Source organism: Streptomyces sp. NPDC043854, assembly GCF_056436005.1.
Map to the genome: position 1 here is coordinate 18,005 of NZ_JBWKDK010000030.1, position 12,347 is coordinate 30,351.

The following is a 12,347-nucleotide window of genomic DNA, read 5'->3' on the forward strand; positions in this document are numbered from 1 at the left end:
ACCGGTTTCAAGGGACTATGCGGCTTCGGCCCGCGGGGTCGCGGTGAGAATGCCGCCGATTTCCGGGTACTGGGCGATGGCCTGGTCCCTCGTCAGCGGGGCCCGGCGCGGGCCGCGGGCCACGGTCAGCAGGGCCGGCAGCGTCATCATGCTGCTCGGCGGGGCCTGGAGCGCGGCCACGTCGAACGAGGCCTTGGACAGTGCGGCGTTCTCGGTGGTGAGTCGGGCGAACCGGGAGGTGAAGCGGCGCAGCAGGTCCGGGGCGCGCTTGATGTTCATCTCGACGTCGGGGAACCACTGGTCGGTGCCGGTGGCCATCTGCCAGGGGCCCTCGGAGGACTTGGCTATGGCGGTCTGCGCCCTGTTGCCGAGGCCGGGCGTGATGCCGTGGCGGGCGGCTTCGTTGCGCAGGGCGAGGGCGCCGAGCGCGGCCAGCGACATGCCGGTGGCGTAGTTGGCGTTGAGGGTGGTGGCGGCGTCGCCGACGACGACCAGGCCGTCGGGCAGCGGCAGCTTCTCGTAGCAGCGGCGCCAGTTGGGCAGGCCCCGGTAGGCGCGGATGGGGCCCGCCGGGGTGGCGGTGGCGATGAGGTCGGCGACGATGGGGTCCCGCAGCCGCCGGGCGAAGGCGTTGAAGCCCTCCTCGTCGGTCGGCGGCTGGCCGCCGCGGGTGCCGATCAGGGCGACGATCCAGCGGTTGCCCTCGTTGGGGAGGAGGGCGGCACCGCTGCCGGGGAGCCCGGTGCCGGCCTGGGCTTGGATGAGGACGCCGGGGAAATCGGCGGTGGCGCCGGCCGGGGCCTCGTAGAGCCGGCTGGAGTAGGCGAAGCCGGCGTCGACCTTGAGCTCCTGCGGGGCGGGCAGCCCCAGCTCGGCGAGCCAGTGGGGGGTGCGGGAGCGGCGGCCGGTGGCGTCGACGACGAGGTCGGCGGGGACGGTCTCCTCGTCGGCGCCGGCGCGCTCGATGCGCACGCCGGTGACCTTGGTGCGGTCGCCGGCGAGTCCGGTCGCCTTGGCTGCCTCGATGACGGTGATCCGGTCGTCGGCGAGCGTCTGCCGGCGGACCACGTGGTCGATGAGGTCGCGGCTGCAGCAGACCACGTAGGCGTCGCTGTCGTGGTTGCGGTACCAGCCCTCGGCGGACAGGGTCAGCAGGTCGGTGGGCATCCGGCGGCGCTTGGCCCCGGCGGCGTACAGCCGGTCAGTGGTGCCCGGGAGCAGGGCGTCGAGGGCGTCGGCCCCGCCGCTCATGAGCATGTGGTTGTGATGGCCCTGGGGCAGCCCCTTGCGGGGCGCGGGCTGGTCCGGGAACCGGTCGCCCTCGATGACGGTGACGCGTTCGGCCGTGCCGGCCAGGGCGGCCGCCGCGAGCATGCCGGCCATGCCGCCGCCGAGCACCACTGCACTGGTCATTGTGTGAATTCCTCCTGGTCTGGCGGGTACGGGGTCGGCGAGGTCACTGCTCGATGCCGTTGATGCTGAGGAACTGGCGGACGCGGTGCGCGGCGAGCTCCGGGTCGGGGAAGAGGCCGAGTTCGTCGGCGAGCCGGTAGGCGCGGGCCAGGTGCGGCACCGAACGGGCGCCCTGCTCGGCCCAGACCATGCGGAAGTGGTCGGCGTGGCCGGACAGCCAGGCGGTGAAGGACAGGCCGGTCTTGAAGAACAGGGTGCTGCGGCCGGGCCCCTCGAAGACGTGGCGGGCCAGGGCGAGCGTGGGGTCGAGGGTGGTGCGGAAGCCCGCCGTGTCGCCCTGGTCCAGGGCGCGGAAGGCTTCGGCGGCCGCGGGGGCGATGAGGGCGAACACCGGGGACAGGGCGTGGCTGTGGCCCTGTTCGTCGCCGGCGATGAGGTCGGTGTACGTGTCGTGGTCGCCGGTGTAGAAGCGGATGCCCTCGGGCAGGCGGCGGCGCAGCGCGACCTCGGCCGCGGGGGTGAGCGGGGCGACCTTGACGCCGTCGATGCGGTCCCGGTGGGCGGTGACGAAGTCGATGAACGCCTGGGTGGCGTCCTCCTGGTCGGCGTGGCCCCAGTAGCCGGTGTGGCCGGGCACCCATTCCGGCAGCAGCCAGTGCAGGATGGCGGGCCGGCTGGTCTGCTCCAGCAGCCGCGCGTACACGGCCGTGTACTCCTCGGGGGTGCGGACGGCCTGCGCGAGGGCGGTGCTGGCCTGGATGATCGCGACGGCCCCGGCCTCCTCGGCGGCGGCGAGCTGCTCCTCGTACGCCGCGATGACGTCGTCGACGGTGTGCGGGGAGAACGGGTCGAGCTGGTCGGTCCAGACGCCGACGGCGAGTCGGCCGCCGACGGCGCGGGCCTCGGCTCCGCTGCGGCGGATCAGCTCGGCGGCGGTCGGCCAGTCCAGGCCGGCGCCGCGGTGGGCGGTGTCCAGGGCCTCGGCGACGGTGAAGCCGTGCGCCCACAGGTGGCGGCGGAAGGCGAGCGTGGCGTCCCAGTCGAGGGACTGTGCCGGGGGCGGGCCGAGCGGCGGGCCGAACGGCTCGTTCGGGGCGTAGGGGTCGCCCAGGACGTGCGCGGCGGCCAGGACGGAGCGGCGGGCGAAGGGGCGGGGGTCGGGCGTGAAGGTGCGGGCGGCGGCGGTGGGCTGATAGGTCGTCAGCGTGCCGTCGGGCGCGGGAATGCGGATCACTCGGGCGCTCCTCGGAGGGGTGTGCGAACGCGGTGGTCGCCGAAAGGCGAAATGGAGAGGGGGAACAGGCGGCCGAGTGGGTGCGGAACAGACCTCGGCGCAGGGTTTTCGCATCGGGTGCGGGAACAGCGGACAGCGGATTTCGAGAAGGTGCGGGAAGGAAATTGCCGCTGCCGCCTGATGGCTGCTCGTCCCGGTCGTCGAATTCCAGCCTAGGCCGGTCCTGCCACCCGGGCTGCCCCTAGGCAACCCCTACGCCCTGTGAAGGGGCCGCCGACGACTCGACGCCCGCCCCCCGGGGGTGTGGGGGCGGGCGTCGAGGGACAGGGCGGGCCGGGGGTGCCGACCCGGGCCGTCAGGCGGCCAGCGCGGCTTCGATGGGCCGCTCCTTGAGGGCCTGTCGGGCCGGGAGGAGCGTGGCGCCCATCGTCAGGAGGGCGGCGAAGCCCACCACGGCGAAGTACATCCACGCCGGGCCGGCGGGGATGAGCCGGTCCGCCCGGGCGATGCAGAAGGGGATCAGCGTCATCGGGGCCACGAGCGTGCCCAGTGCGATGCCGATCACGGCGGTCACGCCGCCCTCGACGGCCATCATCCGCAGGACCTGGGCCTTGGTGGCCCCGGTGAGGCGCTGGAGCGCGAACTCGCGGGCGCGGCCGCGGACGGCCAGCCAGAGGCTGTTCATCACGGAGATGGTGATGAAGCCGAGGAGGGTGCCGACCATCAGGTAGCTGACCAGCGCCTGGGCGCCGAGGTGGTGGGCGAAGGCGTCGGTGAGCCGGTCGCGGTCGACGACCTCGGCGCCGGCCAGGCCATTGGCGACGGTGCCGAGGGCAGCTGCCATCTGCCGGTCGTCGACGCCCGGCTTGGGCGCCACGACGATGTGGCTGGGCAGGCCCGCGGTGGTGTGGCGGGCCAGGGTGCGGGCCGACACCATCACCGACTCGAAGCTCTGCTTGGTGTCGGTGAGCGCCACGACCTTCAGCGTCTCCTGGGAGCCGTCGCCGAAGCCGACGGTGACGGAATCGCCGATGCCGGCCTTGAGCTCCTTGGAGAACTTCGCGTCGAGGACGACGGACTTGTCGTCGAGGTCGGCGAGGCGGCCCTCGGCCTGCTTGGCGGCGCCCACCGCGGCGGCGGCGTCGGGGGTGTACCCGAGCAGCTGCCAGCCCTCGAGGTCCTTGTTGCCCCACGGGTCCTTCGGGCTCTTGATGAAGCCGACGCTGGCGGAGAACTCGGAGGCTGCGGCGACCTCGGGAAGGGCGCGGACCTTGTCGAGCACGTCCGGGCCCAGGCCGCCGGGGCCGCCGCGCAGGACGGCGTCGCTGGCCAGGGTCTCGGTGTACACGGACTTGACGCTGCTCTCGGTGGAGACCAGGTACAGGTTGGCGGTGGCGATGCCGGTGAGCAGCATGATCGGTGTGATGACGGAGGCCAGGCGGACCGCCCGCATCTGGGTGTTGAGCCCGGCGAGGTAGCCGGAGAGGCCGGAGAAGCGGCGCAGCACCGGGGCGATGGCCTTGGTGAGGCCCTTGGCGATGCTCGGTCCGAGCAGGGACAGGCCGACGGCGAAGAAGATCGACGCGAAGGTCGAGGGGCTGGCGATGAGCGGGCCGGTGACCAGGTTCAGTGCGACGAACCACAGGTTCGCGGTCAGCAGCAGGCAGATGACCGCGAAGGTCGGGCGGATCTTGCCGAGGCGGTACTTCTCGGTGGCCTCGGCGGCGAGCGCCTCGGCCGGCTTGGTCAGGGTCGCCCGGCGGCCGGCGAGGACGGCGGCGATGCCGGAGGCCAGGAGCGCGACGGCGCCGGCGATGGTGGTCGGCAGCCAGCCCCGGTAGAAGATGAAGCCCTCGGGGGCGATGCCGGTGTCGGTCAGCCGGTCGAAGAGCCATTTGCCGACCAGGAGCCCGGGCACGGCGCTGAGCAGGGTGGCGATCAGCGCGATGCTGAGCGTCTCGCCGACGATCATGCGGCGCAGCTGCTTCGGGGTGGTGCCGACGGCGCGCAGCAGCGCCATCTCCTTGTGCCGCTGCTGGAAGGAGAGCGACAGGGTCGAGGCGACGCCGAGGATGCCGACCATCAGGGCGAGGGCGGCGAGGAGGCCGGCGATGACCAGAAGGTCGGTCATGTCGATCTCCGCGTACTCGGCCTTGCCCCGCTCGTCGCCGGTCAGGGCGATGGCGTTGGTGCCGGCGAGGACCTTCTCGACCTCGGCGACCAGCCGGGGGATGTCGGTGCCCGGTGCGGTCAGCAGGCCGATGTCGTCCGCCTTGTCCGGGGTGCGGGAGAGGCTGCGGATGTCGGCGGCGGAGAAGAACAGGCTGGTCTCCACCGCGTCGGCGGTCGGCCGGGCGATACCGGTGACGGTGAACTGGCGGACCTGGCCGTTGGCGGCGATGTCGACCCGGGAGCCGACGGAGGCGCCGGCCTCGGCCGCGACGGCGGTGTCGAGGACGACCTCGCCGCTCGCCGAGGGCTCCCGGCCGTCGGTGAGCCGGTAGGGCATCAGGGCTGCGGACTGCCAGCCGTGGCCGAAGGACTTGTCCTCCTTGCCGAGGGGCTTGGCGTCCCGGACGACGGTGGCGGCGAACGAGTGGTCGACGACGGCCTGCTCGACGCCGGGCAGCGACCGGAGCCGGTCGGCGAGTCCGACGTCGATGCGGACCCGCTCGTTGTACTGGGCGACCGGGCTGCCGGCCTCCTCGTACGTGCCGTTGCCGGCGACGACGACGGCGGCGGCGTCCAGCCGCTGGGCCGGCAGCACCGCACGCGCGCCGGTCTCCATGAGGGCACCGCCGGCCGTCATGATCGTTCCGGCGAGGAGCATCACGAAGAACGTGGCCGCGAGGCTGCGCCAGCGGAAGCGCACCATGCGCAGGGACAGCTGGAACATCACACGCTCCCGAGGGAGGCGAGCGGGCGGCCGGCGGCGACCGCGTCGCCGAGCAGGGTCATCTGCTCGGCGACGGCGGCGGCCGTCGGGCCGTACATCTCGGATGCGATGCGGCCGTCCGCCAGGAAGACGACGCGGTCGGCGTAGGAGGCGGCGACCGGGTCGTGGGTGACCATGACGATGGTCTGCCCGCCCTGGTGCACGGTGTCCGCGAGGAGGGTGAGCACTTCGCGTGCGGTGCGGGTGTCCAGGGCGCCGGTCGGCTCGTCCGCGAAGATCACCGCGGGCTGGCTGACCAGGGCCCGGGCGATGGCCACGCGCTGCTGCTGGCCGCCGGAGAGCTCCGCCGGGCGGTGGTGGGCGCGTTCGCCGAGGCCGACGCTGTCGATCACCTGCTGGACGAAGGTCTTGTTGATCCGGCGGCCCGAGAGCTGCAGCGGCAGGACGACGTTCTGCGTCACCGTGAGTGCCGGAAGCAGGTTGAACGCCTGGAAGATGAAGCCGATCTTGTCCCTGCGCAGGAGGGTCAGTTCTGTCTCGTTCTTGCCGGCCAGGTCGACACCGTCGATGGTGACCGTTCCGGCGGTCGGCGTGTCCAGCCCGGCCGCGCAGTGCAGCAGGGTGCTCTTGCCCGAACCGGAGGGCCCCATCACCGCGGTGAAGGTGCCCTTCTGGAATCCGATGGACACTCCTGCCAGTGCGGCCACCGAGGTGCTGCCCCGGGTGTAGACCTTCTCCACAGCGCTCAGGCTGACCGTCGCGCGGCCCGTGTCCGTCCCGTTGGTACCCAACACATTCTCCTCGTAGCTCTGTGACGTCATGGTGTTTCCGGGCTTCACCGGCCGGCGGCCGCCGGGGCGGCCTGGGCCTGCTGGTGCTGGGGTGCGCCCGCGGTCTCGGGGGCGCCTTGCGGCTGGATGCTGCGTACGTGCCGCAGGCGCCAGACGACGAACGCTGCGGTGGCGAACGCGACCACGGAGCCGAAGACGGCGGCCGTGTTCAGGGCCTCGGCGAAGGAGTGCTCCGCTGCGGCGAGAAGGGCCTTGGCCGGTTCGCCGCCCAGTCGCGAGGCGGCGTCGGCGGCACCGCCGAGGGTCTGGCGGGCGGCGGCGACGGCGTCGGCGGGGACTCCGGGCAGCGCGCTGTCGTCCATGGCGCTGTGGTAGACGGCGGTGCCGATGCTGCCGAAGACGGCGATGCCGAGGGCGCCGCCGAGTTCCTGGAAGGTCTGGGTCAGCGCGGAGACCGAGCCGGCGCGCTCGGGCGGGGCGGCCGCGACGACCAGGTCGGTGACGAGGGTGAGGACGATGGCGGCGCCGACGCCGATGGCGGTGGCTCCGCCGATGACCAGCGGCAGGTTCTGCTCGACGCCGACCTGTGTCATGGCGGTGAAGCCGGCCGCCACGAGGACGAAGGCGCCGCTGATGACGTAGGCGGGCGGGATCCGGCCGGCCAGGACCACCGCGAACGGTGCGACCAGCATCGTGATCGCCGGCGGCGGCATCGTCCACAGGGCGGCCTTCAGCGGGCCGAAGTCGAGGACGTCCATGAGGTACTGCGTGGTGAAGACGCTGAAGCCGATCAGGCAGAAGAAGGCGATCAGGCTGAGGCTGATGGACGGGCTGAAGCCGCGGCGGCGGAACAGCGCGGGCTCGATCATCGGGTGGCTCAGCCGGGTCTGGCGGCGCAGGAACACGCCGAGCAGGACGGCGCCGGCGCCCATGGCGGCCACGCGGTCCCACTCCAGTCCGTGCGTGGCGACCTCCTTGAGGCCCCAGATCACGGACAGCACACCGGCGAGCGAGAGCAGGGAGCTGAGCAGGTCGAAGCGGCCGGCCTCGGAGCGGGGCCGGCGGAACTCCGGCACCAGCAGCGGCACGACGACGAGGAGCACGGCGAGGACCGGGATGTTGATGAGGAAGATCGAGCCCCACCAGAAGGAGTTCAGCAGCGAGCCGCTGATGACCGGGCCGATCGCGGCGCCGGCGGACAGGCCGATGGCCCAGATGGAGATGGCCGTACGCCGCTGCTGGTCGTTGCGGAACATGTTGCTGACCAGCGACAGCGTGGACGGCATGAGGGTGGCTCCGCCGAGCCCCTGGAGGGCACGGGCGAGGACGAGGAGCTCGGCGCTGCCGGCGAAGGCGGCCAGCAGAGACGCCGCGCCGAAGAGGGTCGAACCGATGAGCAGCAGGCGGCGGCGGCCGATGAGGTCGCCGACGTTGCCCATCGTGATGAGCATGCCGGCCAGCACGAAGGCGTAGATGTCGATCATCCACAGCAGCTGGGTGCTGGAGGGCTGGAGTTCGGCGGCGATGGACGGCACTGCGAAGTAGAGCACCGTCACGTCCATCGACGTCAGCAGCAGCGGCAGGACGAGGACGGCGAGCGCGATCCACTCCTTGCGCCCGGCGCGCGGTCCGTCGGTCAGGGCCGCCGGCCCTTCGATGGTGGCTGTCATACGGTGGCCCCCCAAGTGCGGGTCATGTGGTGGCGGATGGTCCCCAGGACCTCGGCCGCCCGGGTGTTGAGGAAGAAGTGGCCGCCGGAGAAGACCTGGAGGTCGAAGGCGCCTTCGGTGTGGGCGCTCCAGGCCCGGGCCTCGTCGAGGGTGACCTGGGGGTCCGCGTCTCCGGTGAGGGCGACGACGGGGCAGGAGAGCTTCGGTCCGCCCTGGAAGCGGTAGGTCTCCGCGGCCTTGTAGTCGCTGCGTACGGAGGGGAGGACCAGGCGCAGGATCTCGGGGTCGTCGAGCACCTGGCTGTCCGTTCCGCTGAGGCGCTCGATGTCGGCGATGAGCTGGTCGTCCGTCAGCTGGTGCACGCGCTCGTCGCGGAAGGCGGAGGGGGCGCGGCGGCCGGAGGCGAAGAATCCGAGCACGGTGGCGCCGTGCTGCTCCAGTTTCCGGGCCACTTCGAAGCCCACCGAGGCGCCCATGCTGTGTCCGAAGAGGGCCAGCGGGCGGTCGGCCCACGGCAGGAGTTCGGGCAGCAGGGCGTCGGCGAGGCGGTGGATGTCGTCGATGCACGCCTCGTGGCGGCGGTCCTGGCGGCCGGGGTACTGGACGGCGACGACGTCGATGTCGGGCGCCAGTGCCCGGGAGCACGCGAAGTAGTACGAGGCCGACCCGCCGGCGTGGGGCAGGCAGACGAGTCTCGTCGCCGCTTCGGGGGCGGGATGGAACCGCCGAATCCAGGCGCTGGTGCCCGGTGTTGCTACGGCCATGTCCCTCAATATCCCTTCCCTAGAGAATTGGCTTTCCTGCCATGGAGGATGCGGCGATCTCCGTCCCGGATGCCGGAAATGAATCGGCGAGGGTGAATGAAGCGCCGTCCGGTCCGCGTTTGGTCGCCCGTATCATTTAAGGGGTGGCGGGGCTCCGTTTTCCACTCCGCGGACCCCTAAGAGGACCCTTCCCCCACCCCTAACGCGGCGCCGTCGGAAACCCGACGGAAGCCGGACGGAAGACGGCCGGCAGGGGAATTCCGTCGGCTTTGCCGGCCGGTGCGGGAAAACGCCGGCGGCCGGCACCCTGCGTCGTTGCGGGGTGCCGGCCGTCGGGGGGCGTACGGGTCGGGGGCGTCAGCCGGCCAGCTCGGGCGCGATGACGTAGTCCGACACGTCGGCGTCGTGGACCTTGACGCGGGTGAGGGCCTCCTTGACGGCGACCTCCAGGCGGGCCTGCTTCGCGGCGTCGGCCTCTTCGCGGCGCTCGGCGAACTCGGGCAGCACCTCGGAGGCGAACAGCTTGAGCGACTCGACGATGTGCTCGTGCCGGTTCTTGCCGATCTGCACCGAGAAGATGATCTGGTCGACGCCGGCCTCCTCGTAGCGGCGCACCAGGTCGCGGATCTGCTCCGGGGTGCCGATGCCGCGGCGCAGCGAGGTGATCTGCGCCAGCATGCCCTTGACCTCGGGGGTCAGCTCGACGCCGTCGTCGACCGGCGGCGGGTTGCGGACGAGGCCGACGGCCTCGCGGTTGTTCTGGAACTCCTGCCACACGTCGGTGGTTCCCGGCTTGTGCTGGCCGGTGATGTAGTAGTGCATCAGCGAGTACGAGAAGAAGTGGGCGCCGTCAAGGCCGCGGTCCAGGGCGGTGTCCTCGTCCTCGTGGCACATGAACGGCAGGACCACCGAGAAGTTGGGGTTGACGGTCCGGCCGATCGGCGTGCACTCGTCGGACTCGATGATCCGGTAGTAGGTGTCGACCCATTCCTTGGCTTCCTCGGGGGAGACGAAGGAGAAGGACAGGGCGCCGATGCCGTGGCGGGCCGCGGTCTCGATGGTGGTGCGGGCGCTGCACGCCATCCACAGCGGCGGGTGGGCCTTCTGCTTCGGCTTGGGCAGCAGGTTGCGCGGGGGCACGCTGACGTACTTGCCCTCGTGGCCGGTGAACGGCGTCTCCGACAGCAGGCGGGTGACGACCTCCAGGGACTCCTCCCACTGCTCCTTCTTGGTGTCGCGGTCGACTCCGAAGGCCTCCAGTTCCAGCTGCGAGCTGCCGGCGCCGGAGCCGAAGTCCACGCGGCCGCCGGAGACCAGGTCGAGGGTGGCCAGGCGCTCGGCGACGCGCACCGGGTGGTTGACGTCCGAGGGCAGCGAGACGATGCCGTGCGCGAGGCGGATGTTCTTGGTGCGCGCGGCGGCGGCGGCCAGGAACACCTCGGGGGCGGAGGAGTGCGAGTACTCCTCCAGGAAGTGGTGCTCGGTCGCCCAGGCGTAGTCGAAGCCCAGCTCGTCGGCGAGCTCGATCTGCTCCAGGGACTCGTTGAAGAGCCGCTCCTCGCTGTCCTCGGCCCACGGGCGCGGCAGCTGGTGGTGGTAGATGAGGCCGAATCGCATGTCTTTCCTCCGGTTGGTGGTTCGCGTACGTGGGGTGAAGGGCCCGGTTCAGGGCGAGAGCCGGCGGAAGGCCGCGCGGTAGAACAGCAGGGGGCCGGGGCCGGCGCCGTCGTCGGCGGTGCGCAGGGCGCGCACCCGGCCGACGACGATCACGTGGTCGCCTCCGGGGTGGACCGCCTCGATGTCGCAGTCGATGGTGGCGAGGGCGCCGTCGAGGGCCGGCGAGCCGGTGGCCGCGGCGGGGGTCCAGTCCACCCCGGCGAACTTGTCCGCGCCGCTGACGGCGAAGTCCCGGCAGATCTTCTCCTGGGCGGCGGAGAGGACGTTGACGCAGAAGGAGCCCGATGCCTCGATCCGGGGCCACGAGGTGGACGTGCGTGCCACCGAGAACGTCACCAGCGGCGGATCGACGGACAGCGAGGAAAACGACTGGCAGGCAAATCCGACGGGGTCGCCCGCGTGCATCCCCGATATTACCGTCACACCGCTGCCGAAATGACCGAGGACATGGCGGAATTCCTCGGAGGATATCCGCTCGGCGAGCGCGGGGGAATGAATGGTGGAGGTCATGGGCCACTCGTCTCTCATTCAGGCCGCTGCGCCCTCGGGGGCGGGCGGAGCCTCTTCGATGATCATGTGGGCGTTGGTGCCGCTGATTCCGAAGGACGAGACTCCGGCGCGCCGGGGGCGGCCGACCTCGGGCCAGGGCCGCTCCTCGGTCAGCAGCCGGACCTCCCCGGCCTCCCAGTCGACCCGGGGTGTCGGCTCGTCCACGTGGAGCGTGCGCGGCAGGACCCCGTGGCGGATGGACTGCACCATCTTGATGACGGAGGCCACGCCTGCGGCCGCCTGGGTGTGCCCCAGGTTGGATTTGACGGAGCCGAGCCACAGCGGCCGGTCCTCGCTCCGGTTCTGACCGTACGTCGCGAGCAGCGCCTGCGCCTCGATCGGGTCGCCGAGCCGGGTGGCCGTGCCGTGGGCGTCGACGACGTCCACGTCGCCGGTGCCCAGTCCGCCGGAGGCCAGGGCCTGCCGGATGACCCGTCGCTGGGCGGGGCCGTTGGGTACGGTCAGGCCGCTGGAGGCGCCGTCCTGGTTGAGGGCGGAGCCCCGGACGACGGCGAGCACGCGGTGTCCCTCGCGCTGCGCCTGTGACAGCGGTTCGAGCAGCAGGAGCCCGGAGCCCTCGCCCCAGCCGGTGCCGTCCGCGGACGCGGCGAAGGAGCGGCACCGGCCGTCGGGCGAGAGGCCCTTCTGCTTGGTGAAGTACTGGAACGTCTCGGGCGAGGCCATCACGGTGACGCCGCCGGCCAGGGCGAGGGAGCACTCGCCCCGGCGCAGCGCCTGCATGGCCAGGTGGATGGCCACCAGCGACGAGGAGCAGGCGGTGTCCACGGTCACGGCCGGGCCCTCAAGGCCCAGGGTGAACGCGATGCGGCCGCTGACGAGGCTGCCGCCGGTGCTCGCGCCCTCGTACTCGTGGTACATCAGGCCGGTGAACACCCCGGTCTTCGTCCCCTTGAGCGACGTGGGGTCGATCCGGGCGTTCTCGATGGCCTCCCAGGCGGTTTCCAGCAGCAGGCGCTGCTGCGGGTCGACCTCCAGGGCCTCGCGCGGCGAGATGCCGAACAGGTCGGCGTCGAAGTCCGCGACGTCGTGGATGAACGCCCCCTCCCGGGTGATGCTCTTGCCCGGGGCGCCGTGCTCGGGGTCGTAGAGCCCCTCGGTGTCCCAGCCCCGGTCCACCGGGAACTGCGTGACGCAGTCCCGGCCGTCGAGCACCAGCTGCCAGAGGTCGTCGGGGCTGTCGACCCCGTTGCCGAACCGGCAGGCCATGCCGACGATGGCGATCGGTTCCGTCGCCGCGCCGCTGAGGCGGGCGTTTTCCTTCTTCAGACGCTCGTTCTCCGTCATCGACGCCCGGAGCGCCTCGACGATCCGCTCAATCTCCATGCGCACAGC

The 12,347-nt window shown here is 71.9% G+C and carries 8 protein-coding genes and 1 pseudogene; all 9 read right to left on the bottom strand.

The annotated features are described in order from the left end of the window. Positions 1 to 15 precede the first annotated feature (15 nt). On the bottom strand, positions 16 to 1,413 hold the full coding sequence (locus AC068A_RS24870) for an NAD(P)/FAD-dependent oxidoreductase (protein WP_478588314.1): 1,398 nt from the start codon (positions 1,411 to 1,413) through the stop codon (positions 16 to 18). Positions 1,414 to 1,456: 43 nt separating this feature from the next. After that, positions 1,457 to 2,647 (bottom strand): DUF993 family protein, encoded by a 1,191-nt coding sequence (locus AC068A_RS24875; protein ID WP_478588316.1) that lies wholly within the window; start codon positions 2,645 to 2,647, stop codon positions 1,457 to 1,459. Positions 2,648 to 3,002: 355 nt separating this feature from the next. After that, positions 3,003 to 5,543, bottom strand: coding sequence for an ABC transporter permease (locus tag AC068A_RS24880; RefSeq protein WP_478588318.1), 2,541 nt, complete (start codon positions 5,541 to 5,543; stop codon positions 3,003 to 3,005). Beyond that, positions 5,543 to 6,334 (bottom strand): ABC transporter ATP-binding protein, encoded by a 792-nt coding sequence (locus tag AC068A_RS24885; RefSeq protein WP_478588320.1) that lies wholly within the window; start codon positions 6,332 to 6,334, stop codon positions 5,543 to 5,545. The genes AC068A_RS24880 and AC068A_RS24885 overlap by 1 nt, the downstream gene beginning before the upstream one ends. A gap of 44 nt (positions 6,335 to 6,378) precedes the next feature. Next, complete coding sequence (locus tag AC068A_RS24890; RefSeq protein ID WP_478588322.1) at positions 6,379 to 8,004, bottom strand: MFS transporter; 1,626 nt, start codon at positions 8,002 to 8,004, stop codon at positions 6,379 to 6,381. Next, entirely contained in the window at positions 8,001 to 8,768 is a 768-nt protein-coding gene (locus tag AC068A_RS24895) for a thioesterase II family protein (protein WP_478588324.1), read from the bottom strand. The genes AC068A_RS24890 and AC068A_RS24895 overlap by 4 nt, the downstream gene beginning before the upstream one ends. Before the next feature lie 357 nt (positions 8,769 to 9,125). Next, positions 9,126 to 10,385: an LLM class flavin-dependent oxidoreductase gene (locus tag AC068A_RS24900; RefSeq protein ID WP_478588326.1), complete on the bottom strand. Its 1,260-nt coding sequence runs from the start codon at positions 10,383 to 10,385 to the stop codon at positions 9,126 to 9,128. A 48-nt stretch (positions 10,386 to 10,433) separates the two neighbouring features. Then, on the bottom strand, positions 10,434 to 10,955 hold the full coding sequence (locus tag AC068A_RS24905) for a flavin reductase family protein (protein ID WP_478588328.1): 522 nt from the start codon (positions 10,953 to 10,955) through the stop codon (positions 10,434 to 10,436). 30 nt (positions 10,956 to 10,985) lie between these two features. Further along, a pseudogene (locus AC068A_RS24910) lies at positions 10,986 to 12,344 on the bottom strand (type I polyketide synthase); the annotation flags it as partial. Between the last annotated feature and the right edge of the window lie 3 nt (positions 12,345 to 12,347).

Coding starts and splice junctions, on each gene's coding strand:
- AC068A_RS24870 (WP_478588314.1), bottom strand. CDS start 1,413: ATGACCAGTGCAGTGGTGCTCGGCGGCGGCATGGCCGGCATGCTCGCG.
- AC068A_RS24880 (WP_478588318.1), bottom strand. CDS start 5,543: ATGTTCCAGCTGTCCCTGCGCATGGTGCGCTTCCGCTGGCGCAGCCTC.
- AC068A_RS24890 (WP_478588322.1), bottom strand. CDS start 8,004: ATGACAGCCACCATCGAAGGGCCGGCGGCCCTGACCGACGGACCGCGC.
- AC068A_RS24895 (WP_478588324.1), bottom strand. CDS start 8,768: ATGGCCGTAGCAACACCGGGCACCAGCGCCTGGATTCGGCGGTTCCAT.
- AC068A_RS24900 (WP_478588326.1), bottom strand. CDS start 10,385: ATGCGATTCGGCCTCATCTACCACCACCAGCTGCCGCGCCCGTGGGCC.
- AC068A_RS24905 (WP_478588328.1), bottom strand. CDS start 10,955: ATGACCTCCACCATTCATTCCCCCGCGCTCGCCGAGCGGATATCCTCC.